Annotated in this window: 23 protein-coding genes, 3 tRNA genes and 1 other RNA gene; 9 read left to right on the forward strand and 18 right to left on the reverse strand. The window is 60.9% G+C overall.

All coding sequences use genetic code 11. From position 1 onward, the window contains the following. Positions 1-180: 180 nt before the first annotated feature. The gene (locus SIB56_RS00610; protein WP_413324634.1) at positions 181-939 is read left to right on the forward strand and encodes a sugar transferase; all 759 of its coding nucleotides are present in this window, start codon (positions 181-183) and stop codon (positions 937-939) included. Here the strand turns inward: SIB56_RS00610 and cbiB are convergent. Genes cbiB through SIB56_RS00635 form a run of 5 tightly spaced genes read right to left on the reverse strand, consistent with a single transcriptional unit; the run spans position 933 to position 5531 of the window. Next, a complete protein-coding gene (gene cbiB / locus SIB56_RS00615; protein ID WP_413324635.1) occupies positions 933-1937 on the reverse strand; it encodes an adenosylcobinamide-phosphate synthase CbiB in 1005 nt (334 codons plus the stop codon). The two genes, SIB56_RS00610 and cbiB, sit on opposite strands and share 7 nt — an antisense overlap. A gap of 28 nt (positions 1938-1965) precedes the next feature. Continuing rightward, the gene (gene ilvC / locus SIB56_RS00620) at positions 1966-2961 is read right to left on the reverse strand and encodes a ketol-acid reductoisomerase (protein WP_413324636.1); all 996 of its coding nucleotides are present in this window, start codon (positions 2959-2961) and stop codon (positions 1966-1968) included. Between the two features lie 56 nt (positions 2962-3017). Further along, the gene (locus SIB56_RS00625) at positions 3018-3620 is read right to left on the reverse strand and encodes an ATP-dependent Clp protease proteolytic subunit (protein ID WP_413324637.1); all 603 of its coding nucleotides are present in this window, start codon (positions 3618-3620) and stop codon (positions 3018-3020) included. Between the two features lie 55 nt (positions 3621-3675). Further along, positions 3676-4347 (reverse strand): ATP-dependent Clp protease proteolytic subunit, encoded by a 672-nt coding sequence (locus tag SIB56_RS00630; protein WP_413324638.1) that lies wholly within the window; start codon positions 4345-4347, stop codon positions 3676-3678. Between the two features lie 29 nt (positions 4348-4376). Further along, positions 4377-5531, reverse strand: a complete 1155-nt coding sequence (locus SIB56_RS00635; protein WP_413324639.1) for a PIN/TRAM domain-containing protein — start codon at positions 5529-5531, stop codon at positions 4377-4379. A gap of 71 nt (positions 5532-5602) precedes the next feature. On the opposite strand from SIB56_RS00635, the gene hemW reads away from it, so the two are divergent. Then, positions 5603-6865, forward strand: a complete 1263-nt coding sequence (gene hemW, locus SIB56_RS00640; RefSeq protein WP_413324640.1) for a radical SAM family heme chaperone HemW — start codon at positions 5603-5605, stop codon at positions 6863-6865. Here hemW and panB read toward each other — a convergent pair. After that, positions 6777-7595 (reverse strand): 3-methyl-2-oxobutanoate hydroxymethyltransferase, encoded by an 819-nt coding sequence (gene panB / locus SIB56_RS00645; protein ID WP_413324641.1) that lies wholly within the window; start codon positions 7593-7595, stop codon positions 6777-6779. The two genes, hemW and panB, sit on opposite strands and share 89 nt — an antisense overlap. Before the next feature lie 44 nt (positions 7596-7639). On the opposite strand from panB, the gene ffs reads away from it, so the two are divergent. After that, positions 7640-7736, forward strand: an RNA gene (gene ffs / locus SIB56_RS00650) — signal recognition particle sRNA small type. 61 nt (positions 7737-7797) lie between these two features. Here ffs and ftsZ read toward each other — a convergent pair. The 5 genes from ftsZ to miaB form a co-directional block, all read right to left on the reverse strand. Next, the gene (ftsZ, locus tag SIB56_RS00655; protein ID WP_413324642.1) at positions 7798-8958 is read right to left on the reverse strand and encodes a cell division protein FtsZ; all 1161 of its coding nucleotides are present in this window, start codon (positions 8956-8958) and stop codon (positions 7798-7800) included. Positions 8959-9030: 72 nt separating this feature from the next. Continuing rightward, a complete protein-coding gene (locus tag SIB56_RS00660) occupies positions 9031-9873 on the reverse strand; it encodes a cell division protein FtsQ/DivIB (RefSeq protein ID WP_413324643.1) in 843 nt (280 codons plus the stop codon). Continuing rightward, positions 9873-10283 carry a hypothetical protein gene (locus SIB56_RS00665; protein WP_413324644.1) on the reverse strand — a complete coding sequence of 137 codons (411 nt, stop codon included), beginning with the start codon at positions 10281-10283 and terminating at the stop codon, positions 9873-9875. Before SIB56_RS00665 ends, SIB56_RS00660 begins: the two co-directional genes overlap by 1 nt. A 25-nt stretch (positions 10284-10308) precedes the next feature. Beyond that, entirely contained in the window at positions 10309-11370 is a 1062-nt protein-coding gene (locus tag SIB56_RS00670; protein WP_413324645.1) for a D-alanine--D-alanine ligase family protein, read from the reverse strand. 39 nt (positions 11371-11409) lie between these two features. After that, positions 11410-12822: a tRNA (N6-isopentenyl adenosine(37)-C2)-methylthiotransferase MiaB gene (gene miaB, locus SIB56_RS00675; RefSeq protein WP_413326999.1), complete on the reverse strand. Its 1413-nt coding sequence runs from the start codon at positions 12820-12822 to the stop codon at positions 11410-11412. A gap of 79 nt (positions 12823-12901) precedes the next feature. Between miaB and SIB56_RS00680 the strand changes: the two genes are divergently transcribed. Next, positions 12902-13996, forward strand: a complete 1095-nt coding sequence (locus SIB56_RS00680; RefSeq protein ID WP_413324646.1) for a dipeptide epimerase — start codon at positions 12902-12904, stop codon at positions 13994-13996. 26 nt (positions 13997-14022) lie between these two features. On the opposite strand, the gene SIB56_RS00685 is transcribed toward SIB56_RS00680, so the two are convergent. Next, positions 14023-14169, reverse strand: coding sequence for a hypothetical protein (locus tag SIB56_RS00685; protein WP_413324647.1), 147 nt, complete (start codon positions 14167-14169; stop codon positions 14023-14025). Positions 14170-15057: 888 nt separating this feature from the next. Here SIB56_RS00685 and SIB56_RS00690 point away from each other — a divergent pair. Continuing rightward, a complete protein-coding gene (locus SIB56_RS00690; protein WP_413327001.1) occupies positions 15058-16089 on the forward strand; it encodes a DUF1611 domain-containing protein in 1032 nt (343 codons plus the stop codon). A 26-nt stretch (positions 16090-16115) separates the two neighbouring features. On the opposite strand, the gene SIB56_RS00695 is transcribed toward SIB56_RS00690, so the two are convergent. After that, positions 16116-16188: transfer RNA gene (locus SIB56_RS00695), tRNA-His, on the reverse strand. Between the two features lie 44 nt (positions 16189-16232). Here SIB56_RS00695 and SIB56_RS00700 point away from each other — a divergent pair. From SIB56_RS00700 to SIB56_RS00710, 3 genes are read left to right on the forward strand one after another with little or no spacing between them, the layout of a single operon-like run. Continuing rightward, entirely contained in the window at positions 16233-16661 is a 429-nt protein-coding gene (locus SIB56_RS00700; RefSeq protein WP_413324648.1) for a DUF4359 domain-containing protein, read from the forward strand. Further along, positions 16658-17905: an amidohydrolase family protein gene (locus SIB56_RS00705; protein WP_413324649.1), complete on the forward strand. Its 1248-nt coding sequence runs from the start codon at positions 16658-16660 to the stop codon at positions 17903-17905. Before SIB56_RS00700 ends, SIB56_RS00705 begins: the two co-directional genes overlap by 4 nt. 18 nt (positions 17906-17923) lie before the next feature. Beyond that, a complete protein-coding gene (locus tag SIB56_RS00710) occupies positions 17924-19255 on the forward strand; it encodes an FAD-binding oxidoreductase (protein ID WP_413324651.1) in 1332 nt (443 codons plus the stop codon). Here the strand turns inward: SIB56_RS00710 and SIB56_RS00715 are convergent. From SIB56_RS00715 to murA, 5 genes are all read right to left on the reverse strand, one after another. Further along, positions 19245-19772, reverse strand: a complete 528-nt coding sequence (locus SIB56_RS00715) for a pentapeptide repeat-containing protein (RefSeq protein WP_413324653.1) — start codon at positions 19770-19772, stop codon at positions 19245-19247. The genes SIB56_RS00710 and SIB56_RS00715 overlap by 11 nt on opposite strands. Positions 19773-19795: 23 nt before the next feature. Then, positions 19796-20965: a bifunctional folylpolyglutamate synthase/dihydrofolate synthase gene (locus tag SIB56_RS00720; RefSeq protein WP_413327003.1), complete on the reverse strand. Its 1170-nt coding sequence runs from the start codon at positions 20963-20965 to the stop codon at positions 19796-19798. A gap of 66 nt (positions 20966-21031) precedes the next feature. After that, the gene (locus SIB56_RS00725) at positions 21032-22252 is read right to left on the reverse strand and encodes an aspartate aminotransferase family protein (protein ID WP_413324654.1); all 1221 of its coding nucleotides are present in this window, start codon (positions 22250-22252) and stop codon (positions 21032-21034) included. A 112-nt stretch (positions 22253-22364) separates the two neighbouring features. Continuing rightward, a tRNA-Leu gene (locus SIB56_RS00730) sits at positions 22365-22446 on the reverse strand. A gap of 54 nt (positions 22447-22500) precedes the next feature. Beyond that, positions 22501-23799: a UDP-N-acetylglucosamine 1-carboxyvinyltransferase gene (murA, locus tag SIB56_RS00735; protein ID WP_413324656.1), complete on the reverse strand. Its 1299-nt coding sequence runs from the start codon at positions 23797-23799 to the stop codon at positions 22501-22503. Positions 23800-23943: 144 nt separating this feature from the next. On the opposite strand from murA, the gene SIB56_RS00740 reads away from it, so the two are divergent. Further along, a tRNA-Leu gene (locus tag SIB56_RS00740) sits at positions 23944-24027 on the forward strand. The last annotated feature ends 53 nt before the right edge of the window (positions 24028-24080 follow it).

Here is a 24080-nt window from a genome sequence, read left to right on the forward strand (position 1 = left end):
AGAGGCGAGGGACGGCAATCGCCTGAGAGACTTCTTGATCAATCTGTCGCGTGGTGAGACACGGTTGGATGGCTTGGAAGGCCGGAACTGTAGGCTCTGTGCCTTTGCAGTTACTGGCCCTTGGCGGCTGACGAACGCATGGCCTTGAGGTTGATTGGTGTGAGACGCGAGGGACAAGTCATGGTCACTGTTCCCCGTCGTGCAGTTATTTCTGCGTCGCCTTCCGCGCTCCGCCGCCGCGCATCGCGCCGCCACCTCGAGTTGGTGGCAGCGCCGCCTTCAGATCTGTCTGCTCTCACGCTGGTGCATCGTCAGAGCAGGCTTGGTCGCTCGCTGAAGCGCACTGGCGATTTTGTTTTTTCAGCCGCTGTGCTTGGGCTGGGCTCACCACTGTTGCTGCTCCTCGCGGTTCTGGTGAAACTGAGCTCGCCCGGACCTGTTTTTTATGTACAGAAACGGGTTGGTCGCGGCTATCAGGGTTTTGGTTGCATCAAATTCCGCACCATGCGACCGGATGCTGATGCCGTACTCGCTGAGGTTCTCGATCGCTCTCCCGCCATGCGCGCTGAGTTTGAGCGTGATTTCAAGCTGCGTAATGATCCTCGGATCACACCGATCGGGCGTTTTCTGCGTCGTTCAAGCCTGGATGAGCTCCCCCAGTTCCTCAATGTTCTGCGTGGTGAGATGAGTGTGGTCGGGCCCCGGCCGATTGTCAGTAAGGAGATCGCTCGTTACGGCGACTACATGGACGAGGTTCTCGCTGTAAGGCCTGGTCTCACAGGCCTCTGGCAGGTGAGCGGCAGAAACAATCTGAGTTATCCCAAGCGAGTGAGGCTTGATCTTGCCTATGCCCGTGGTCGATCGTTCCTGCTCGACCTGGCCATCATTCTGCGAACCTTCGGCGTTTTGCTGCTGCCGATGGATCGCGGAGCCTACTGAACGCTTGCCTGCAGTCTCCAGCTGCAGAAAGCAACGGCCAGAAGCCAAAGCAGCTCAAGACGTTGCGTGAGCCGAAGGATTCTGATCACGCCGTCTCTATCCGCGATGGGCTGATCAGCCCCTAGCAGATCTTTATCCACCCAGCGATCGCCGTAGCGGTTCCTGCCTCCGAGTTGCACGCCTGCGCAGTGCGCATAGATCGCTTCCGAGCGTCCTGCATTCGGTGATGCATCGTGTCGCCCTTGCGATTCAGCTTTGATCACCGTTGCTGGCCACTGCCAGATGGGCTTGCTGACCATCGGCAGGCTGAGCATCACAAGGCGGCAGGGCAGCCAGGTCAGCAGGTCGTCCAGCCGTGCTCCGGCGGTCCCCAACCAGCGCAGGCGCCCTCGGCGATATCCGAGCATGGAATCCAGCGTGCTTGCCGCCTTGAAAGCCCAGGCCAGGGCCAGGGGCCCTGGAGAGGCGCTGAATCCCAGGCTCCACAGGCTGGCGCCAACCAACATCCAGAACAGTGGTGCAAACAGCCCATCCACCGCATTCTCACTGGCGGTTTCAGCTGCGGCGCGCAGGATTTCATTCCTGCCCAGTGAGGTCGTGTCGCGGCCGACGATCCAGCCAAGCTTTTCGCGTGCTGCTGACAGATCCCCGTTCTTGTTGGAAGGAAGAGCTGAAATCACTTTCAGCACACTGTGTTCAAGACTTCTGGCCGCCAGTGCACTGGCAAGGCCTGCAAGCAGGGCAACAATCGCGATGATCTGAAGCAAGCCTTGCGTGTGCAGGGCCCACCGTTCGATCAGCCAGCCCGCACAGCCACTGCCAAGGGTGAGAGACAGCGTGATGGCGACTCCTCCGATGCGCAACAGCAGGGGCTGATCGCCGCTCCAATTTTCGACGCTGCTCCTCAGCGTGCTGATGCACTTGCCCATCCACTCCACAGGATGGGGTGCCCAGAGAGGATCGCCGATCAGCCGGTCGAGACCGGCTGCGGCGATCACCAGGAGAAAAGGTTGAATGATGCCCTGATCAGGAGGCTTTCAACCAGCTGAACATCGAGCGCAGGCCCTTGCCCACTTCCTCGATCTTGTGCTCTCCGTCGCGTTTGCGGATCTTGTTCATCTCCGGCTTGCCGGCTTCGCACTCAGCCACGAAGTTCTTGGCGAAGGTGCCGTCCTGGATGTCAGCAAGGATCCGCTTCATCTCCGCTTTGGTGTCGTCGGTGATCAGGCGGGGACCACTGACGTAATCGCCGTATTCCGCGGTGTTGGAGATCGAGTCGCGCATGGCGGACAGACCACCTTTCACCATCAGATCCACGATCAGTTTCACTTCGTGCAGGCACTCGAAGTAAGCCAGCTCTGGCTGGTAACCCGCTTCGACCAGGGTCTCAAAGCCCGCTTTCACCAGTTCGGAGAGGCCGCCGCAAAGCACAGCCTGTTCGCCGAACAGATCGGTTTCGGTCTCCTCCTTGAAGTTGGTCTCCAGGATGCCGGCGCGCGTGCCACCGATTCCCTTGGCGTAGGCCATCGCCAGACCGCGGGCATTGCCGGAGGCATCTTTTTCGATTGCGAACAGAGCCGGTACACCCTGGCCGTTCTGGTACTCCCAGCGCACGGTGTGGCCAGGGCCCTTGGGAGCGATCATCACCACATCCACGCCATCAGGGGGCTGGATCAGTCCGAAGCGGATGTTGAAACCGTGGGCGAAGCTCAACACCTTGCCGGCGCTGAGATGCTGGGCGATTTCCTTGTCGTAGACCTCTTTCTGAAATTCATCGGGCAGCAGAACCATGACCCAGTCGGCCTTGGCGGCAGCATCTGAGACGCTCAGCACCTCGAGGCCGTCAGCCTTGGCTTTGTCAGCGGATCGGCTTCCTTCGTAAAGGCCCACCACCACATTCACGCCGCTGTCCTTGAGGTTCAGGGCGTGGGCATGGCCCTGGGAGCCATAGCCGATGATGGCCACTGTCTTGCCGCTGAGCAGCGAAAGATCGGCGTCGGAGTCGTAAAAAAGCTGAGCCATCCGGGCGATGAACGTGGAGCTAGGTAACGACCGAGCTTACGCAAGCGCCGGATCAATCAGGCTTCGTTGGGATGAGCGATCACGCGGTCGATCAGTCCGTAGTCCTTGGCTTCCTCGCTGCTGAGGAAGTAGTCGCGATCGGTGTCCTTCTCGATTTTTTCGAAGCTCTGGCCGCTCATGTCCGCCATGGAACGATTGAGCATCTCCTTCATGCGCAGAATCTCCCGCGCTTCGATTTCGATGTCGCTGGCCTGTCGTTGTGCGGTGCCGCCCAGGGGCTGGTGAATCATGATCCGGCTATGGGGCAGAGCCAGTCGTTTGCCTTTGGTGCCGGCTGCCAGCAGGAAGGCGCCCATCGATGCCGCCAGACCCACACAGATGGTGACCACGTCACTCTTGACGTATTGCATCGTGTCGAAGATCGCCAGGCCTGCCGTGACCGATCCCCCCGGTGAGTTGATGTACAGGTAGATCGGTTTGCTGCTGTCCTCGGAGTCGAGATACAACATCTGGGCCACCAGGCTGTTGGCCACAGCGTCATTCACCTCGGACCCCAGAAACAGGATGCGCTCCACACCCAGTCGGGTATAGATGTCCACCCAACGCTCCATCTGGCTGCCAGGGAGGCGGTAAGGGACAGAGGGGGTACCGATCGGCATGGGTGTTAATGGTTTGAGGAGGAAGAGATGTGAGTGTTGGAGAGGGGGAGCTCGATCAGCCGGCGGGAACTGGAGCAGGCAGCTCCTTGCGACTTGACAGCACCCGATCGATCAGTCCGTAGTCTTTGGCCTGGTCGGGTGTGAGGTAGCTCATCCTGTCGGAATCCCTGGAGAGTTCCTCCACGCTGCGACCGGTGTTCGTTGACAGGATTTCGAGCATGGCCCGCTTGTTGTGCAGCACTTCCTTGGCACGGATCTGAATATCCGTCGCCTGGCCCTGTGCTCCGCTGCGTGGTTGATGCAGAACGATCGAGGCATGGGGCAGGGCAGCGCGCTGGCCCTTGGTTCCTGCCGAGAGAATCACCGCTGCCGTTCCCATGGCCTGGCCGATGCAGATGGTGTGCACAGGAGGCTTCACGTAGCGGAGTGTGTCGCAGATGGCAAAGGCTTCAGTTTCGAAGCCGATGGCATCGCCGGTGTACCAGCTCGTGCCGGTGGAGTTGATGTAGAAGTAGATCGGCTTTTCGGGATTGTCGAACTCCAGATAGAGAAGCTGGGCAATGATCAGTTCGGTGACATCAAGGCCGACCTGGCGCTTGGTGTCGTCATCGGAGAAGAGTGGCAGACCCAGATAGACGATCCGCTCCTTGAGCAGCAGTGACGGCAGATCCGGTGGCGGTGTCCGCATCACCGACGAATCGCCGTAATAAGGAGCTGATGTGGTCATCCGCGTCGGGCTGCCGTGGTGGGCGGAGCCTAGCGGGATCCCGATGTTGGACGCTCATTGCGGCGGTTCTTGCGCGGGGGTTTCGCACCGGAGCTTGTCTTGCCCGTAGAGGTCGTTTCAGCTTCCTTGTCGAGTCGGCCGAACACCATGCGGCCACTGGGATTCTGCAAGGCACCTGTGATCACCACAGCGCGACGTTGGCCGATTGCGGCACGAGCGTTTTCGATCACCACCATCGTGCCGTCCTCCAGATAGGCCACACCCTGGTGCTCCTCCTTTCCTTCGCGAACGATCTTGAGGTTGAGTTCATCGCCTGGCTGCACTTCGGGACGCAGGGCGATCACCAGCTCACTGAGGTTCATCACCTTGAGTTCCTTGACCCGCGCCACCTGAGCCAGATTGAAGTCGGCTGTCACCAGCGTGCCACCTGTGTCTTCCGTGAGCTGCAGCAGACGATCATCGGTGCCGGCCCCGTCGTAGCGGGTGGTGTTGATCACCAGACGCTTGTCGTAGGTCTCACGCAGCGCATTGAGCAGCTTCAGGCCGCGGCGCCCTTTGCCGCGTTTCTCGAGATTGTTGGAATCGGCGAGCTGCTGCATCTCGTTGATCACGGTCTGAGCCACGATCACCTTTCCCTCCAGCAAGCCGCAGCCGATCATTCCCTGGATGCGTCCGTCGATGATCACGCTCGTGTCGAGGATCTTTGCTGTGGCTGGTGTGAGCACACCATCCGCCACCAGCAGGGCCTCCGTGGAGGTCGGGTTGAACAGCCGCAGCAGTGTTCGTCCATGCACTTCGGCCAGGTTGTAACCCAGCACGCCGAAGAACACATTGCTGAGGATCGCTGCCAGGGGTTTCACCAGAGAACTGGCGCCGGCGAGGGGCAACAGCAGAATCGGTGCCAGCAACAGGTTGGCCACCAGCAGGCCCAGGATCAGTCCCACCGCCCGGCTGACCAGCAGATCGGTGGGCATGGTGCGCACCTGATTCATCAGCCGTTGTCGCAGCTGCCTGAACACCAGACCAGCCACAAGGCCGATGACTGCTCCACCGGCGCTCAGCCCGAGGCGCACCTGCTGGGCGTTGGCATCATCCAGAAGTTCCTGGGGCAGCAGATGCACGCCCATCCATCCGGTGGCCGTCCCGGAGATCAGGAACAGGATGATGATGAGCGCTTCGACCATGAGGTTGGGTTCTCACTGCCCAGTCCAGTTGCAGGCAGCATGCACCATCTTCTCTCTCCTGGCTCGGGCAGATGACCGCACCCGCGCCGCGCAGCGCCTACATCCACATTCCGTTCTGCCATCGACGTTGCTTCTACTGCGACTTCGCTGTGGTTCCGCTCGGGGATAAAGCGGACGCACAGGGTGGGCCGGGTAGTCGTTCGATCGAGACCTATCTCACTCAGCTGCTGAAGGAAATTCAGCTGTCTCCTGTGGGCCCGCCGCTGGCCACGGTGTACATCGGTGGCGGCACCCCCTCACTTCTGACCCCTGAGCAGGTGGGACGTGTGCTGAACACCCTGCGTACGCGTTTTGGTTTTCAGAGCGGCGCTGAAGTCACTCTGGAAATGGATCCCGCCAGTTTTGGGCGGCTGGATCTGGAGGCCCTGTTTCGCTGTGGCGTAAACAGGGTCAGCCTGGGCGGCCAGAGTTTTGATGATCAGGTTCTGGAATCACTGGGCCGCCGTCATCGCCGCTCCGACCTGCTGCAGGCCTGTGAGTGGCTTCATGGAGCCGTTGAGCAGGGTGCTCTGCGTAGCTGGAGCCTCGATCTGATTCGCAACCTGCCTGATCAGACCGACGAGGCCTGGGCGGTTCAGCTGGAGCGTGCCGTTGCGATGGCAGCCCCTCATCTCTCCATCTATGACCTCAGCGTGGAACCGGGCACGGTGTTCTCGAAGCTTGAGCAGCGCGGTGAGCTGGAACTTCCTGATGAGGATGGGGCTGCCGATCGGATCGCGGCCACCAGTGAGCGCCTCGCCAGGGCTGGCTATTGCCGCTACGAAATCTCCAATTTTTCCAGGCCGGGACATGCGTCCCGCCACAACCGCGTTTATTGGAGCGGAGCCGGTTGGTGGGCATTCGGGCTCGGCGCCACCAGCGCTCCCTGGGGTGAGCGCTTCGCCAGGCCGCGCACGCGTGAGGCCTATGTCGAATGGCTGGATCAGCAGCAAAGGGATGGACCGCATTCCTCCTTCCTCCAGAAGCAGGCTTTGCCGATGCCTCTGGAGGATCGCCTGCTTGTGGGGCTCAGGTGCCGTGAAGGGGTTGACCTGCTGGAGCAGGCCCATGGCTGTGGCTGGTCAGCCCAGGCTTGCAGCCGCTGGCTGCCTCAGCTGGAGAACCGCTGGGAGGGTTTTCTGGCCACGGGCCTGATGCGACGGCGTGGTCGCCGATGGCGGCTCACGGATCCCCTTGGCATGGCCGTCAGCAATGTGGTTCTGGTGGAGCTTGTGGAGTGGTGGGAAGAGGTGTCAGCTGATGCTGATCATCCAGCCAGCTGCGCAAGGCCTTGACTCCGAGTCCCCGGCCGTCCATCCGTGCCGGGCTGAAGGGTGGTTGTGACGGCGTGAGTCCAAGCAGGTCGGCGGTCACGCTTACCTGTCCATCACAATCGGGACCCGCCCCGATGCCGATCACCGGGATGGCCAGATGCCGCCTCACCCTGCCTGCGAGCTCGGAGGGCACATGCTCGAGCACCATGGCGAAGCACCCTGCGGACTGCAGCTCCGAGGCCTGTTGCATCAGCCTCTCCTGGCTGCGTGGATCTTTGGCCTGACGGCGATAACCAAGGCTGTGCACGGCCTGTGGCAGCAGACCCAGATGCCCCATCACGGGGATGCCGGTGCGAACCAGCCGTTCAATCACTGCCAGCACCTCCGGTTCGGCACCCTCCAGCTTCACGCCGGCAGCGCCGGATTGCTTGATCAGGGTTCCTGCTGCAGCCACCGCTCGATCCAACCCGCACTGGTAGCTGAGGAAGGGAAGATCAGTGATCACAAGGGGTTGTTCGCTCAGCGGTTGGCTCAAGCCTCTGCAGACCGCCTGGGTGTGCATCAGCATCTGCTCCAGGGTGACCGGCAGGGTTGTGCTGTGGCCAAGGCTGACCATGGCGAGTGAATCGCCCACCAGCACCACATCGGCGCCGGCGTCCTCCACTAGCGAAGCGCTCATGGCATCCCAGGCGGTGAGCATGGTGATGGTTTGGCCGGTCTGTTTGAACCGGATCAGGTCTGAGGCGCGCAACCGCTTGCTCTAGTCAGCGGACTTCCATTGCTAACATCGCAAGCGACTCGGACCTATGCGGTTCAGACGCCCAAACTTGGTCAGAACCGGAAGGCAGCAGCCACACGGGATGCTCTGAACAGGCGTGGACTCCGGGTCACCAAATTCAGTGTGAGAGTTCTGAGGTGCAGATCCTCTCAGTTGTAGACGGCAATCGGTCGAGTCAGCTATTCTGACTGTTTTCCTGGCGTTGCTGACGCTGTCTGAGGAATTCTGGAATGCGGGCTCCTGAATCCTGTGATTCGGAAGGGCTGAAGGCGGAGGTTGCTGCGCGGGGCACACTTCTTTCAGTGCGGTAGGGCTGGCCGTTTTCAAAGCCTGTCGCGATCACTGTGACGTGAATCTCACCCTCGAGACGTTCATCCACCACCGCTCCCACAATGATGTTGGCTTCGGGGTCGACCACGTCGTAAATCACTTCTGAGGCGCTGGTCATGTCCTCGAGTGTCATGTCGCGGCCACCGCTGATGTTGATCACACAGCCCTTGGCTCCGTCGATGCGAGCAGCCTCCAGCAGCGGACTGTTGATCGCGGTCTGGGCTGCCTCGATGGCGCGGGACCGGCCGGATCCGACGCCGATGCCCAGCAGGGCGGTTCCGGCTTCGGTCATCACCGAGCGCACATCGGCAAAGTCGACATTCACCAGGCCAGGGCAGGTGATGATGTCGGTGATTCCCTTCACGCCCATCCGCAGCACGTCATCGGCACTGCGGAACGCCTCCTGAAGGGGGGCACTGCCGATGGCATCGCGCAGTCGGTCGTTGGGGATCACGATCAGAGTGTCCACATGCTCCGCCAGACGGGCGATGCCCTCGTCGGCCTGACGCATGCGACGACGTCCCTCAAACCCGAAGGGCTTGGTCACGATTCCCACCGTCAGTGCACCGCTTTCCTTGGCGACTTCCGCCACGACGGGAGCAGCACCGGTTCCAGTGCCTCCGCCCATGCCTGCAGCGATGAAGACAAGGTCGGAACCCTGCAGAGCCTGCTGCAGGTCGGCGCGAGATTCTTCAGCGGCTTTCTGGCCGATGCTGGGGTTTCCTCCGGCTCCAAGACCTCGCGTCAGGGTCTGCCCCAGCTGGACGCGATGTTCGGATGATGACTGCAGCAGGGCCTGAGCGTCGGTGTTCAGAACCCTGTAGGCGACCCCCTCAAGGTCGCTCTGGATCATGCGGTTCACCGCATTGCTGCCTCCGCCGCCAACGCCGATCACCTCGATTCGGGCGGACTGAGAGGGAAGGATTCCTGCTGAGTCAGGAGAAGGGGACATCTGACCGCTCACCATCTCCATCGTCGACGTCGAACCGCTGAACTGCGTGTGCATTATGTCCCTGCGAGCGAGAATCGCTTAATTCAAATCACACTCGTTGTGGTTTCAGCACTGTGTAACAGGCGCTCAGGGGTTAACCATTGCTGGTTTTGAATTCGGTCGCAGCTGAAGTTCAGGTTTGGAAGGGTCGGAAAGATCAATGCCGCTGCTGGCTTGTCCGCGCAGGTTCGCAGGAAGACTGCTGGAGAGCAGCGCGATCGTGACGAGCTGCTGATTCAGCAAGCGTTCGTTCGAGCCCAGCCTCACCAGGCCGAGAGTTTCGGTGCGAAGGCTGAGATCTCCATCGGGAGCGATCTGGATCACCTGCAGCGGGCTGCCTAACTGATCACGCTGTTCCAGCACCCTTGCAACCATCCTGCGACGACTGGGAATCCAGCCCTCCACAACCACCGCACTGCTGGGTGCTTCGCCCTGGCGAGCAACAGTGAGCGGCATCCAGTGCCCTGCAACATCAACCATTCCCTGCTCCATGCCGCGGGATCCCATCCGGCTCGCAGCGGCAATCGGGCGTCGATCCTTCAGCCTGACCTCGAGGCTGGGCGGTACCAGTCGGCGCTGCACGGAGACCGACTCCACAGGAAGTTCGGCCAGCAGCCGCCGCTCAAGACGACCTGGCTCGAGGGTGATCAGGGGCCGTGGGAAACGCAGCCCAGCAGCCTTGACCACGGCATCGCTGCCAAGCCGATCACTGCCTCTGACCCTGAGCTGTTGCTGCGAGCGCAGGCTCCAGCCGCTGGTGAGCAACACCCAGATCAGCCCTGTGGAGACTCCACCGAATAACAGTGTTCGCCAGGTCTGGATCAGACGTTCTCTGCGTCGCTCCTCGCGAAGCCGCCTTCGGCGCTCGACCCCCGGAGGCAGCGGTCCGCTGCTGCTGCGATCTCTTCTCCCGGCCTTTGAGCGGGCCATCACAGGTCGCAACGTGCCTTGGCCATCAACTGTTCCATCCAGCGACGGGCACGCTCCGCGTCAGAAAAGGGCACATCCATCTGACGGCCTTCGCCGATCAGCCTCAGGCGGCAGCGCCCCTGGGATTCATGGGCCAGCGGTGTGTCACCCGATGAGAGCGACATCAACTCCACCAGTTCGAGCGTCTTGATCACGAAGCGGCCCTCATCCTTGAAGCTTCCGGCATGAAAACTGCTCCAGCAGAGTTCACCGTTCTTCAGCCTGGCCGCACCGCAGCCGTCGAGTTTGGCCAGTTCGGATGAATCGCTCCAGAGCCGGAAGAGGTTCTGACGTCGTCTCTCCAGCCAGCCCAGGGACGCCAGCAGAACAAACGCCAGCAGCAGCGGGAACCAGAGCAGACCGTGCATCATCTCGGCAGCAGCGGAGTCGGACTGCTCATTCTTGCGCCGTCGCCACCAGCTCGGCCACCAGCTGTGGCAAAGGAATACCTGAAGCCCCCCAGAGGGTTGGGTACATGCTTTGGGAGGTGAAACCGGGCAGGGTGTTGATTTCGTTCAACCAGATCCGGTCAGCCGACTCGTCGTAAAACACATCCACACGCGATTGCCCGAAGGCATGAACGGCGCGACAGGCCTCGATCGCCATCGCCTGAATCCGCTCGCTGACGTCGCCGGGCAGCGGTGCCGGAATCAGCGTTTGGCTGCGCCCTTCGGTGTATTTGGTCTCGTAGTCGTACCAGTCGGCATCAAATCTCACTTCACCCACCACGGATGCTTTCAGGTGCCGACGGCCCAGCACGGCACATTCGAGCTCGCGGGCCATCACGCCTTGTTCCACCACCAGTCTTGAGTCGAGCTCTGCTGCCAGTTTCAGTCCTGCCAGCAGTTCCTCCCTGGTGCGCGCCTTGCTGATACCCACTGATGAGCCGAGGTTGGCGGGCTTCACGAAACAGGGGTAGCCGAGCTCAGCTTCCAGTCTCTGGAGCAATGGCTCGAGGCGTCGGGGATCGTCGAGGTCTGCCTTGTCTACTGCGATGTAGGGAACCTGGGAGATGCCTGCAGCGGCAAAGGCTGCTTTCATCGCCAGTTTGTCCATGCCCACGGCGGATCCGAGCACACCCGATCCCACGAAGGGTTTCTGCATCAGCGTGAACAGCCCCTGCACCGTGCCGTCCTCTCCGTTCGGTCCGTGCAGAACCGGATACCAAACATCAATCTGATCCGGATCAACCGGCAGCTGCCGCAGACCTCTGGCCGGCAGGGGTTGGGGCAGCTGGTCATCAGCCAGAGCTGCCATCGTCTGCAGCACACTCCGGGCGATGGTTTCAGGCCACCAGCGTCCCTCACGGTCGATGTAGAGAGGCACCACGTGGAAGCTCTGCCGATTGCCGGGGTCGCTCAGCGCCTTGATCACCGTTGCCGCCGAACGGATCGAGACGTCGTGCTCCCCGGAATCACCTCCGAACACCACGCCAACGCGCACAGGGGGAGTCGGCATGGGCGAATGAACTGGAAAAAGGTCTGCGCCGCAAAGGTATCAGTCGTGCGCGGGAGTGCCACTGAGAGAGAAGGAGCGCACTGCATCGATGCGCACCTGAACCAGATCGCCTGGCCCGTAACTGCGGCCATCAGAGCCCCGCGCGCTGAAGAAGGTCAGCCGGTTGGTGCGCGTGCGTCCCATCAGCTGCGATGGGTCCTTGGGATTGATCCCCTCGGCCAGAACCTCCTCAATTCGGCCTGCATAGCGGGCGTTGCGCTCCTTGGCGCAGCGCTCCACCAGTGCATTGATCTCGCGGAGGCGTTCCACCTTCACATCCTCCGGAAGCTGATTGCCCCAGTTCGCTGCAGGAGTGTTCGGTCTCGGTGAGTACGCCGCCGTGTTCACCTGATCGAAACCGATCTCCTCGATCAGCTTCAGGGTGCGCCTGTACTGGGCGTCGGTTTCACCGGGGAAGGCAACGATCACATCGGCGCTGAGTGAGGCGTCTGGCATGCGTTCTCGGATGTGGTCAATGATGCGGCGGTAGCGCTCGATCGTGTATCCCCGTGCCATGGCCTGAAGCACGTCGTTGTCTCCGCTTTGGAAGGGAATATGGAAGTGTTCGCAGAGCTTGGACAGATCGGCGCAGGCATCGATGAGACGCTTCGTGAAGTAACGGGGATGGCTGGTGGCGAAACGGATCCGTTCAATGCCGTCCACGTCGTGAACGTGTTGCAGCAGATCGGTGAGGGTGTTTTTGCGTCGCCCTTCGGCGGTGATGCCGGGCAGATCGCGTCCATAGGCATCGATGTTCTGCCCCAGCAGGGTGATTTCCTTGTACCCCTGTGCTGCCAAACCTTCCATCTCCAGCTTGATTGCATCCGGCAGACGCGACTGCTCCTTGCCGCGCACGGATGGCACTACGCAGTATGTGCAGCGTTCATTGCAGCCATAGATCACGTTCACCCAGCCGCAGATACTGCTATCGCGGCGGGCGGTTGTGATGTCCTCAAGGATGTGGTGCTCTTCAGTCGCCACCACCTGCTGACCACTGTCAACCTGCTGCAGCAGGGTTTCCAGCCGGTTTGCGTGCTGCGGGCCCATCACCAGATCCAGCTCGGGCACGCGCCGCAGCAGTGATTCGCCTTCTTGTTGAGCGACGCAGCCTGCCACGACAAGTTTGAGGTGGGGATTGGTGCGTTTCCGTCGTGCCTGGCGACCGAGGTAGCTGTAGACCTTCTGTTCAGCGTTGTCGCGAATTGTGCAGGTGTTGTAGAGGACGAGATCAGCGTCCAGTTCTGCCGTGGCCTCCTGGTAACCCATCGATTCCAGGATTCCTGCCATTCGTTCCGAATCGGCCTTGTTCATCTGACAGCCGAAGGTGGTGATCCAGTAACTGCCCCGCTCGAGGCCAGGAACATGAGCGGTGGAGGGAGAGGCGGTGACGGTCAAGGCGGGGGGCCGTCCGATGGACCGGCGGCGATGGAACCTTTCTTCAGTGTGGTTCACCAAGCTCCTATGTCAGCTTGAAGTTCGGTGCGCACGTTGCATGGGCTGGACTCTGCGTCGGTTTACGCTCACCAAGGCGGTTCCACTGGCCATCAGCCGCGGCACCACGTCGGCCGTTGAACACCTTGAGTTGTGCCTCGACCATGACGGGATCACCGGTCGGGGTGAAACAGGTGGCCTGAGCACGGGACACCGCGCTTATGAACTACCTGGGATTGAGGCGGAACTCAAGGCTGTGTTGCCTGCTCTCAATCAGCTCGACCCTGCCGATCGAAGCGTTGTTGATGCGCTGCTGAAGCCGCTTTCCCCTCCTGCCCGTTGTGCTGTTGATCTGGCGCTCTGGGATTGGTGGGGACAGTGTTTGCAGCAACCGATCTGGCGTCTGTTCTCCCTGAGCGGTGGCAGAGGCGTTGCCACCAGCGTCACGTTGGGTCTTGGCTCTGTGGAGGCTGTGCAGCAGCGGCTCAATCGCTGGTGGGATCTGCTGCCGGCAACCCGCATCAAGCTCAAGCTCGGCAGCCCCGATGGGCTTGACCATGACAGGGCCCTGCTGACGGCCGTGGCATCGATGCTGCAGTCCCGCAAGCAGAACACCGGAGTGGACCATGAGCTTCAGGTTGATGCCAACGGTGGCTGGACGCTGCATCAGGCCAGGTCGATGCAGTCAGATCTCCTAGCTGCCGATGTTGTTCTGCTGGAACAGCCGATTGCGGCCTCCAGCGATCCTCGGGATGATTTGCAGGGCTTCGCCGATCTGCGCGGATACTGCAGCATGCCGCTTGTCGCCGACGAAAGCTGCTGGGACCTGGAGGACCTGCTGCGGTTGGCCCCCTATGTGGATGGGGTCAATCTCAAACTGCTCAAAACCGGCGGTCTGAGCGAAGCCCTGTTGATGGCCAGGGTCGCTGGCCGTCTGGGTCTGGATTTGATGGTGGGCTGCTATTCAGACAGCACACTGCTTAATGGGGCTGCGTGCCAACTGCTGTCACTGATCAGATGGCCTGATCTCGACAGCCATCTCAATCTGATTGATGATCCCTTTGCTGGATTGCCTCTTGAAGAGGACAGATTGTCTCCCCCGCCGGCTGCGGGTCTGGGCATCAGCCGCACATCGCTCGAAGACTCAAGACCGTGATCTTGGCGCTTCAAAACAAGGACTATTCAGACAGGTTTGTTGGTGTTCTGTTCCGCAAGCTCGCGCAGATATCTGCGTCTCTGGGGGGACTCGTAGCCAGTGATCTGATAGGCCTTGGCAGGTTTGCCAGACCTTCTCCACTCCCTGTGGGGAGTGATGTCTCTTCGATTCATTTGGGTTCGATTTATCGGATTTCGCGCAGTGGTCCCTTCTGGGCTCTTTGGCGTTTTGTGATTATTACATGATTTTCAGAATCGTGCATTGAACGCTGTTCACTGCACTCTGAGATGGAGCCCTGATTTGATGTGACGCCGCAGATGGACTGCAATCGAAAGCGATCTGTTGCGTCACGCTCAGGAGAGTGATGCCCCTGCGGTGTCAACTTTCAATGAGGTTTTGATCGCTGCTTGATTGCGTTCGGAAGAACGTCTGGTCAGGAGCAAAGATCCTGATCGAGTCGATGCTGAATCAATTCACGTTTTCGCATCATTCATTGCACGCAGAGTGATGACTGATTTTGAACCTTGTTCAGAAGCCTGCGAAATGAAGTAGAGCCTCCAGTGCGGCCAGGCCGAGTAGAAATGTCGCGCCTAGAAAACCAGCCTCTTTCAGTCCTTTAGACACGTGCAGTACCTCCAGATCCAAGCAGGCTTCTGAAGTGAACCTTAGTCAGGATTGATGTAAATACTGCCTCGTAACACAAAAGTATTTTTTGCCTGTGAATAACAAATTTGGTTTGACAATGGCCAGCGTTATCGCGTCGAGAAATCGGCTTTCTGGGCTGCTGATGATCACAAGCATCGTGTTTTTCGTTGATTTAATGATTTTTGTTGCGGGATTATGTAGTGCTTGCGATTGACAATCGTTGTCTTCTGGATGTCGATGGATGTTCCGGCGTCTCTCCTTGCTCTGCCTTTCTGCGTGAAGGTTCGCGAGCGTTGCTAGATCCATGATCAGGGGCGGCTGATGCAGCGCCCGGTCACTCGCGGGGGCCCGATCGCTTGAGTCTCGAATCCATCACCCAGTGCCCTGAAGGTTTTGCCGAACTGCCGCTGGTTCTGATGCAGCACGGGGGGTTGGCGTCTCTCACCGGGAAGACCGGACTGGCAATGCTGCGTCATCGGTCGGGGCCGATTGTGGCGGTGATCGATCCTGACAATGCCGGCCAGCGACTGGATCTGATCACAGGGATTTCCAGGCAGGTGCCTGTGGTGCGAAATCTTGACGAAGCCCTCGCCCATGGACCAAAGGTGGCCGTGGTCGGCCTGGCTCCCTCAGGTGGTGTGCTGCCCGATCCGCTGCGGGTGGATGTGCTGGCGGCGCTCAAGGCCGGTCTGTCTCTCGCCAGCGGTCTGCACACCTATCTGAACGAGGATGCGGAGCTGCAAGCTGCGCTCCAGCCCGGATGCTGGATCTGGGATCTGCGCCGTGAGCCGTCAGGACTTGGCGTCGGACAGGCCCGCGCCGCAACGCTGGCCTGTCGGCGGATCCTGACTGTGGGCACGGACATGGCTGTCGGCAAGATGAGCGCCTGTCTGGCTGTGCATGAGGCAGCAGGCCATGCCGGGGTTCCTTCGGCATTTGTGGGAACCGGTCAGGCGGGAATCCTGATCAGTGGCCAGGGCGTTCCCCTGGATGCGGTCAGGGTTGATTTCGCGGCCGGCGCTGTGGAAGCGGCGGTGCTGTCGGCGGCACGGACGCTGCCTCCGACTGGGCTGGTGCTCGTGGAAGGCCAGGGTTCGCTCTGCCATCCCGGCTCCACCGCCACCCTGCCCTTGCTGAGAGGAAGTCAGCCGACAGCGATGATGATGGTGCACCGCGCCCTGCAGACGACCATTGAGCGTCTGCCGGCAGTCCCTTTGCCACCGCTCGAGGAGCTCATTGAGCTCTGCGAATCACTCGCTGCGATCGGCCGTCCTGGAGGTGGCTCCCCTGCTCCCAGGGTGCGTGCACTGGCGCTGAACACAGCCCGGCTTGATGAACCAGCCGCGGCACAGATCGTCGAAGAGTTCAGCGACCGCATGGGTCTTGTGTGCAGGGATCCGATTCGCCACGGAGCCGATGAGCTTCTGCAGGCCTTGATGACCTCCTGAGAGGATCCCGCTGGTGAGAGTGAAAGGGCGAGCGAGGGGATTCGAACCCCCGAATAGCGGCGCCACAAGCCGCTGCCTTAACCACTTGGCGACGCCCGCCGCGTCGGTAAGAATCTATCAATTCGTCCTGCAGTCCCAACCGCATGATTTCGCCTCGTCGGCGCTGGCCTTCAGCAACAACGGCTGCGGCTGCGTTGGTGCTGGCAGGGAGTGGGGCGGCGCTGTACGTGACCAATCCCAGCAGGGAGGACTATCAGGTTTTTGCCGGGGAAACCCTGGTCAAGCTGGCCACCAGGGAGATCTGCGAGCGTCAGGTCCTGCCGATGGTGCTGCAGCTCTGGATCAATGACTGTCCACGTCTGATCGCGGAACAGGAGCAGGCACTGGCCCTGATGGCAGACCAGTTCAGCCGTCGCTGGAATCTCGGTTTGGCCAGCGTGTATGTGACCAGTGTTGGTGGTCAGAATCTGCTGCCAGCACTGCGTCTGCCGCGCTACTCGGTCACCACCCTGGGAATTGCCGGTCAGTTTCTTGTGCTCAATGTCCGTTCGGATGCCGGCAAGCTCGAATGAGCACACCAGGCGGGTTGTTGTCATCAGGTGAGCTGAGGACACGTTGTCCTCGCTCTCTGCTGGATATGGGTTCCGATCCGCTGCCGGAGGCGGCTGTTGATGGGTTGATTCCCGTGGTGCTCACCTGGTCAGATAGCAGGATCACATCCTTGAAACCCGCCTCTGAGGCAACCGGATTGGTCTTGCCGCGACTGGTGGAACCCCATGCCCATTTCGACAAGGCGTTCTCCTGGTCTGAGCACCCCAATCTTCAGGGCACCTATGAGCAGGCCCTCGCAGCCAACTTCAGGGAGCATGAGACCCGCACAGCGTTAAAGGTTCAGCAGCGTGGAGAGCGCTGTTTGCAACTGGCCTGGAAACACGGTCTGCGAGCTGTGCGCAGTCACATCGACAGCCTCGGACCTGGCGCGAACTTCAGCTGGGAGGTGCTCTCCGATCTGCGCAACCACTGGCGTGAACGCATCGAGCTGCAGCTGGTCGCTCTGGTTCCGATTGAGCACTGGTCCACGGCCGAGGGGGAGCACCTGGCGGCCTCGGTGGCCAAGGTGAATGGACTGATTGGCGGTGTTCTGGCACCTCCCTGCAGAGGTCGGGCCACGCGCCGTGCTCTGCGTCGTCTGCTCGAGCTTGCAGATCGACACGGCTGCCCTGTCGATCTGCATATTGATGAAGCAGCCTCCCAACCTGCAGAGGGCGTGCGCCAGCTGTTGCGTGTGCTTGAGACCATGACTGTCTCGGTGACTGTCACCTGCAGCCATGCCAGCAGCCTGTCGCTGCTGTCAGCCGGTGCACTGCAGCGGCTGGGAACCCGCATGGCCCGCCAGAACCTGCAGGTGGTGGCCTTACCGCTCACCAATGGCTGGTTGCTCGGTCATCGCGACAACGAAACCCCTTTGTGCAGGCCGCTGGCGCCGATCCGTCAGCTGCAACGCGCGGGTATTCCTGTGGCTGTCGGTGGTGACAACGTTCAGGACCCCTGGTATCCAGGCGGACAGCTTGATCCCCTGGCACTGATGGCCATGAGTCTGCCGCTGGCTCAGCTCGCCCCCTGGGATGACCACGGTCTGAGGCCCTTCGCAACTGATGCGACGGGTCTGATGGGTCTGGAGTGGGACGGACGGCTGCGTGCGGGCGCACCAGCGGACCTGATTCATCTGCCCGCTGGGGGCTGGCCTGAGTTGTTGTCGATGGCATCCCGACGTCGGGTTCTTGCCGCTGGACATTGGGTGCAGGATTGGGCGTAACGCCCTGAAGACCAATCCATGCTTCCCGATGCCCTGCGAACCGAGCTGGCGGCAGTCCCCGATCTCAGGTTGTTGACGCAGCCGGATGACCTGGAGCGGTTTTCCCGTGATGCCTATGACTACTCGCCGGTGCTTCAGCAGCGATTGGCTCAATGCCGAGCTGAGCTGGTGGTCAGGCCGGAGACCGTTGATGCCGTTGTTCGCGTGGCGGCAGGCTGCCGGCAGCATGGCGTGCCTCTGACACTGCGCGGTTCAGGCACGGGGAATTACGGCCAGTCCGTTCCGCTGGAGTCGGGTGTGGTGATGTTGATGAGCCAGCTGCGGGCAGTGCGCTCGATTGATCAGAGCAGCGGTGTTGTCACGGTCGAGTGCGGATGTCTGATGAAGGATCTGAACCGGGAGCTTGCCAGGGTTGGACGGCAGCTGCGTCTGATGCCGAGCACCTGGCGCAGCGCCACGATCGGTGGATTCATCGCCGGCGGTTCCGGAGGGATCGGCTCGGTGCGCTGGGGGTTTCTGCGCGATCCAGGGCACCTGCTCGGACTGGAGGTGGTGACCATGGAACAGCAGCCGCGGGTTCTGCAGCTTGAGGCCGGAGATGCCGAAGCACTGAATCATGCCTATGGCACCAACGGCATCATCACGGCGTTGCGGCTGGCCACGGCAACAAGTGTCGACTGGCAGGAGCTGGTGGTGGACTGTCCTGACTGGCGCACAGCTGTTGATCTGGCGCGGCGTTGCACGTCCGCGGCCATTGATCTGCATCTCTGCACTGTTCTGGAGGCGGCCGTGGTGGAGCTGTTGCCGAAGTGGGATCTGCCCCAGCGACGCTCAGACCGTTTGCTGCTGTCGGTGGCCCCTGATGCGGTGAGCACGGTTCAGCGGCTGGCGTCGGCTGTTGGTGCCGAGATGACCCATCTCGGAGCGGAGGCCGACCGCCATGGCAGTGGTCTGCGTGAGCTGAGCTGGAATCACACGACTCTGCATCTGCGCCAGCGAGACCCCGCGTGGACCTACCTGCAGATGCTGCTTCCTCAACCGGAGATCAACTGTCTGGAGACGCTCAAGCAGACCTGGGGAGATGATCTGCTCTGGCATCTGGAGGGTGTGCGCCAGCAGGGGGTTCAGCGGCTCGCATCACTTCCCCTGGTGCGCTGGCGCGGAGCTGAAGCACTTGAGCAATTGATGCAGCACTGTCGTGATCTCGGTGCACTGATCTTCAACCCCCATGTGCTCACCGTTGAAGGGGGTGGGCTCGGTGTGGTGGATGGGGATCAGGTCGCCACCAAGCACCGTTATGACCCTGCCGGACTGCTCAATCCAGGAAAACTCGGGGGCTTCAGCAACTGAGGCTGTCGCGGGTGGCGACACCCGTGGTGGAATTGACTCCTTCCGCAACCTGGCAGAGCCGGCGTTGATCATCACGATCCAGCAGCGCATCGCTGAAGTCGGCGCCTTCCACATCGGCTCCGGCAAAGCTGCTGCCGGCGGCGATCACACCGATCAGCAGGGCATCGCGCAGGTCTGTGCGCGTGAAGTCAGCTCGGTCCATCAGTGCATCGCTGAGATCAGCTCCATGGAAATCAGCCTCGGCGAAGGCACCTTGCGTGAAGATGGCTCCATGCAGGTTGGCGCCGCTGAAATCAGCGCCACGTCCCACCGCACCGGCGAATGAGGTGTTGGTCAGCTGTTGGTCGTGAAAATCACCATCGCTCTGATTGGTGAGCGTGTAGTCCACCCTTTCCTGAAACAGCGCCTTGTCCTGCAGGCCCACTCCAGCAGAGGTGTCGAGGGCCATGACTGTTGGCGGCGCCAGCAAGGTCAGCACCAGGGCCAGTGCGGCAAGCAGCTTCAGCAGCGATCTCATGGTGGGAGTGCATGGCGTTGCATTCACTCTGCCTCCAATGTGCCGTTTTCAAGCAGATGGCCGATCAGATAAAGCGATCCTGCGACCACCGGAGCGGCTTCGGGCCAGCCCTGAGCGAGCAGTTGATCGAGGGCAGTGCCTGTGGTGTCGGCCGATTTCAGCTGCTGCGCCTGCAGCGGCAGCGCCTGTCTGAGTTGCTCGACATTCCAGCTGCGGTGTCCGGGCACCGGCACGATCCAGGCCACATCCTGAGCTCTGAGCAGCTGCTGAAGCATCTCCGGCGCCTGTTTCTGGGCCTGGATCGCCACAATCCAGATCTGCCGTTTCTCTGCGGATGGCCAGCTGAGGCGTTCACGAGCCAGCTCGATGGCGGCAGGGGGGTTGTGGGCTCCATCCACTCGCAGCCTCTGCCCGCGCCAGCGCATCCACTGCAAGCGACCTGGCCAGTGTGCCGAAGCAAAGCCCTGGCGAATGGCCTGATCCGAGATCACTGCATGGCTTGAGCGCATCCATTGCAGGGCAGCTTCGGCCACGGCTGCGTTGCGTTTCTGCAGATTGCCAGGCAGGCCCAGGCTCCAGCTTGCATCAAGTGGGTCAACCCACTGCATGCTGCCGTGCACCTCGCTCACCCGTCGTTCGAGCACAGCCGTGACTTCAGGCTTTTGGGTCGCACTGATCACGTGGGCACCTTCACCGATAGCCGCTGCTTTTTCCGCAGCAATCGCTTCAAGACTGTCGCCGAGATGCTCGCGATGGTCCATGCCGATCGACGCCACAGCAATCAGGGGGCGCTTGCCATGGGCTGTTGTGGCGTCGAGGCGTCCTCCCAGCCCAGCCTCCAGAACAAGCCAGTGAGGTTGATGGGCTTCAAAGTGAATCAACGCACAGCAGATGATCTGCTCGAACGGTGTGAGGCCGCATCGTTCAACGACCGGCTGCAACTGCTCCAGTGTGTGCCGCAGGCCGGCGAGACTGATCAGCTGATCGTTCACCCGGATGCGCTCACACCAGCTCACCAGATGGGGCGAGGTGGTCAGACCCGAGCGCAGCCCAGCTGCCATCAGTCCATGGTGGATCAGGCAGGCGATCGACCCCTTGCCGTTGGTGCCCACGATCTGAACGGCGGGGATCGAGCTGGCCGGTTGATGCAGCTGATCGAGCGCCAACCTCATTCGGTCAAGTGACAGATCCATGCCTCGCACGTCAAAGCCCGGCAGCAGATCACTCAGTTCGTGCGGGGGATGACCCTGTCGCTTCACTCAGGTCACGCGATTCAGGGCTCTTTCCAGTCGCGTCAGCAGCGCCTGGATTTCTCTGGCACTGATCACCAGAGCAGGCACCATGCGCACCACCTGAGCTCCGGCAGGCACCAGCAGCAGCTGTTCCTCCAGAGCGGCCTTCACCACGTCCACAGCAGTGATGCCGCAGTCGTTCTTGAGAACCAGGCCCTGGAGCAGTCCCCAGCCGCGCGACCCTTCCAGCTGATCCGGGAAGCGTTCCACAAGTCGGTCGAGGCCGTCACGCAGCTGAGCGCCCCTTTCGCGCACATTGCGCAGCAGGTTGCGTTTCTCGATTTCGCTGGCCACCGTCAGGCAGGCCTGACAGGCAAACGGGTTGCCGCCGAAGGTGCTGGCGTGGTCGCCGGGTTCGAAGACATCGGCGTTGTGGCGAACCATCAGGGCACCCACGGCGTGGCCACCGCCCAGGCCCTTGGCCAGGGTGAGGGCATCGGGTCGGACGCCGAGCTGTTCATATCCCCAGAGCGTGCCGGTTCTGCCCATTCCCACCTGCACCTCGTCAAAGATCAGCAGGATGTTGCGTTGATCGCAGTGCTCGCGAATCGCTTGCATGACCTCGGGATCGCCTGGATTCACGCCTCCTTCACCCTGAAGAGGCTCGATCAGCACCGCGGCCACCTTTGGACCGTTCTGCTCCAGGCGTTCGAGCAGTTGTTCAAAGTCAGCGCGATCGTTGTATCTGAAGAATTCGAATCCCTCCACCATGGGCTCAAATCCCTGGTGGTACCTGGGTTGACCGGTGGCACTCACCGCAGCCAGTGTGCGTCCATGGAAGCTGGCAGCGGCCGTGATGATCACGGGACGTTCGATGCCCCGACGCATGTGGCCGTGCTTCCGCGCCAGCTTGATCGCAGCCTCGTTGGCTTCCGCGCCCGAGTTGCAGAAAAACACACTGTCAGCGCAACTGTTGCTGACCAGCCACTTCGCCAGCGCCTCCTGTTCCGGGATCCGGTAGAGATTGGAAACATGCTGGAGCTTGCGCAGCTGACTGTTGAGAGCCTTGCGCATGGCTCTGTTGCTGTGCCCCAGGGTGCAGGTGGCGATGCCGGCGACAGCATCCAGATGGCGACGACTCTTGTCATCCCAGACCCAGCAACCCTTGCCGCGCAGAAGGGAGAGCGCGAATCGGTTGTAGGTGCCCATCACCGCGTTGGACGAGGGCACTGGTGTGGGCTCCACCATGGATCGATCAGGGATGGTTCCCAGAGGGAATCAAAGACGTCGTCATTGTCTCGCAAGGTCCTGCCCATTTGGCAGTTGTGGGCTTAACCCTGTCGAAGACCTTGAGGATCAATAGGAGCGGTCGGACTTGAACCGACAAACCCGAAGGCGGCGCATTTTGAGTGCGCTGCGTCTACCAATTCCGCCACGCTCCCATGCCTTGAACTTTAGGCGATACGCCGTAGACGAAGGTCTCAGAGACCGTGAGTTCAGGGACTGTGACGTTCCAGCTTCGCTCCGCTGGCCGTGAGTTTGGCTTCGATTCCGGCGTAGCCACGATCGAGATGGTTCAGGCCGCTCACCTGAGTTCTTCCCTGTGCCACCAGGCCTGCAAGAACCATGGCGGCCGAGGCGCGCAAGTCGGTGCCATTCACCGGGGCTCCGCTGAGAGACGGAACGCCTTCGACCACAGCGGCATTTCCCTGAACACGGATGGCCGCACCCATGCGCTGCAGCTCCGCCACGTGTTGCATGCGGTTTTCGTAGATCTTTTCGGTGATCACGCTGGTTCCCTGAGCTGTCGCCAGCAGGGCCATGAAAGGTGCCTGCAGGTCGGTGGGGAATCCAGGAAAAGGCTGGGTGGTGATGTCGATGCCAGTGATGGTGCCTGGGGTGATGACGATGCCATCACCATCGATCTCAAGCTTGCAGCCACAGTCGCGAAGTTTCTGGAGCACGGAACTGAGGTGATCGGGAACCACCGGGGCCACACGCAGGGTTGAGCGGGTGATTGCGGCAGCCAGCAGGAATGTTCCCGCTTCGATCCTGTCGGGAATCACCTGGTAGTCGCAGCCGTGAAGTTGCCCCACTCCTTCGATGGTGATGGAGGGGCCTCCTGCTCCACTGATGCGCGCTCCCATGGCATTCAGCAGGTTCGCCAGGTCCTGAACTTCAGGCTCTTGCGCCGCGTTTTCAATCACGCTGGTGCCCTCCGCCAGGGTTGCAGCCATCAGGATTGTTTCCGTGGCGCCAACGCTGGGGCAGTCAAGAACAATCTGAGCGCCTTTGAGGCGATTGCTTTCCCCTGGAACCGTGGCGGTGACTACACCATGTTCAACGGTCACCACTGCGCCAAGTGCCTTGAGACCGCGGATGTGTTCCACAACGGGACGTGCGCCGATACGGCATCCGCCCGGCAGAGGAACCTTGGCATGCCCCATTCGGGCCAGGATTGAACCGATGGCGAAGAAGCTGGCCCGCAGGCCGTTGACCAGCTCATAGGGCGGTTCCGCACTGGTGAGATCGGAAGCCTGGAGGTGGATGGTTTCGCTGCCGCGCCGAACCTTCACACCCATGGAGACAAGGATTTTCTCCATGCCATCGATGTCGGTCAGAGGAGGAACATTGCTGAGAGAGAGCGTGTCTTCCGTCAGCAGAGATGCCGTCATCAAAACGAGTGCCGAGTTCTTTGCACCACTGACGCGCAGTTCCCCGTTCAGCCTGTTCCCGCCCTGGATCTCAAGATGTGGTTTGAGAACGTCTTGAGACGCGGTCGCCGCGGCTGTCATCCCTGTTATTTCCTGCCGAATGCTTATCTTGACGAGAATGTCTGAGACCGTCTAGACGGCCGGCCCCCAAACTGTCTTGGCGAATCTTGCGACGCCTGAATGCCGATGTCGTATGTTTCACGGGTCGCTCTGCGACCCACGCCAGCGGATGTGGCGGAATTGGTAGACGCGCTAGTTTCAGGTACTAGTGGCAGCAATGTCGTGGGAGTTCAAGTCTCCCCATCCGCATTAATCTCCAAGGAGAGACAGGAATCTCGCCACTTCTAATTTGGAGTTTGGTT

The organism is Synechococcus sp. MIT S9503, from assembly GCF_047304175.1.
Taxonomy (GTDB): Bacteria; Cyanobacteriota; Cyanobacteriia; order PCC-6307; family Cyanobiaceae; genus Synechococcus_C.

Excerpts from the sequence above, each read along its gene's own strand:
- SIB56_RS00610 (WP_413324634.1), top strand. The coding sequence starts at position 181 with ATGGTCACTGTTCCCCGTCGTGCAGTTATTTCTGCGTCGCCTTCCGCG.
- ilvC (WP_413324636.1), bottom strand. The coding sequence starts at position 2,961 with ATGGCTCAGCTTTTTTACGACTCCGACGCCGATCTTTCGCTGCTCAGC.
- SIB56_RS00625 (WP_413324637.1), bottom strand. The coding sequence starts at position 3,620 with ATGCCGATCGGTACCCCCTCTGTCCCTTACCGCCTCCCTGGCAGCCAG.
- SIB56_RS00630 (WP_413324638.1), bottom strand. The coding sequence starts at position 4,347 with ATGACCACATCAGCTCCTTATTACGGCGATTCGTCGGTGATGCGGACA.
- SIB56_RS00635 (WP_413324639.1), bottom strand. The coding sequence starts at position 5,531 with ATGGTCGAAGCGCTCATCATCATCCTGTTCCTGATCTCCGGGACGGCC.
- hemW (WP_413324640.1), top strand. The coding sequence starts at position 5,603 with ATGACCGCACCCGCGCCGCGCAGCGCCTACATCCACATTCCGTTCTGC.
- ftsZ (WP_413324642.1), bottom strand. The coding sequence starts at position 8,958 with ATGCACACGCAGTTCAGCGGTTCGACGTCGACGATGGAGATGGTGAGC.
- SIB56_RS00660 (WP_413324643.1), bottom strand. The coding sequence starts at position 9,873 with ATGGCCCGCTCAAAGGCCGGGAGAAGAGATCGCAGCAGCAGCGGACCG.
- SIB56_RS00665 (WP_413324644.1), bottom strand. The coding sequence starts at position 10,283 with ATGATGCACGGTCTGCTCTGGTTCCCGCTGCTGCTGGCGTTTGTTCTG.
- SIB56_RS00670 (WP_413324645.1), bottom strand. The coding sequence starts at position 11,370 with ATGCCGACTCCCCCTGTGCGCGTTGGCGTGGTGTTCGGAGGTGATTCC.
- SIB56_RS00680 (WP_413324646.1), top strand. The coding sequence starts at position 12,902 with ATGGGCTGGACTCTGCGTCGGTTTACGCTCACCAAGGCGGTTCCACTG.
- SIB56_RS00685 (WP_413324647.1), bottom strand. The coding sequence starts at position 14,169 with ATGAATCGAAGAGACATCACTCCCCACAGGGAGTGGAGAAGGTCTGGC.
- SIB56_RS00690 (WP_413327001.1), top strand. The coding sequence starts at position 15,058 with ATGCAGCACGGGGGGTTGGCGTCTCTCACCGGGAAGACCGGACTGGCA.
- SIB56_RS00700 (WP_413324648.1), top strand. The coding sequence starts at position 16,233 with ATGATTTCGCCTCGTCGGCGCTGGCCTTCAGCAACAACGGCTGCGGCT.
- SIB56_RS00705 (WP_413324649.1), top strand. The coding sequence starts at position 16,658 with ATGAGCACACCAGGCGGGTTGTTGTCATCAGGTGAGCTGAGGACACGT.
- SIB56_RS00710 (WP_413324651.1), top strand. The coding sequence starts at position 17,924 with ATGCTTCCCGATGCCCTGCGAACCGAGCTGGCGGCAGTCCCCGATCTC.
- SIB56_RS00715 (WP_413324653.1), bottom strand. The coding sequence starts at position 19,772 with ATGAGATCGCTGCTGAAGCTGCTTGCCGCACTGGCCCTGGTGCTGACC.
- SIB56_RS00720 (WP_413327003.1), bottom strand. The coding sequence starts at position 20,965 with ATGGATCTGTCACTTGACCGAATGAGGTTGGCGCTCGATCAGCTGCAT.
- SIB56_RS00725 (WP_413324654.1), bottom strand. The coding sequence starts at position 22,252 with ATGGTGGAGCCCACACCAGTGCCCTCGTCCAACGCGGTGATGGGCACC.
- murA (WP_413324656.1), bottom strand. The coding sequence starts at position 23,799 with ATGACAGCCGCGGCGACCGCGTCTCAAGACGTTCTCAAACCACATCTT.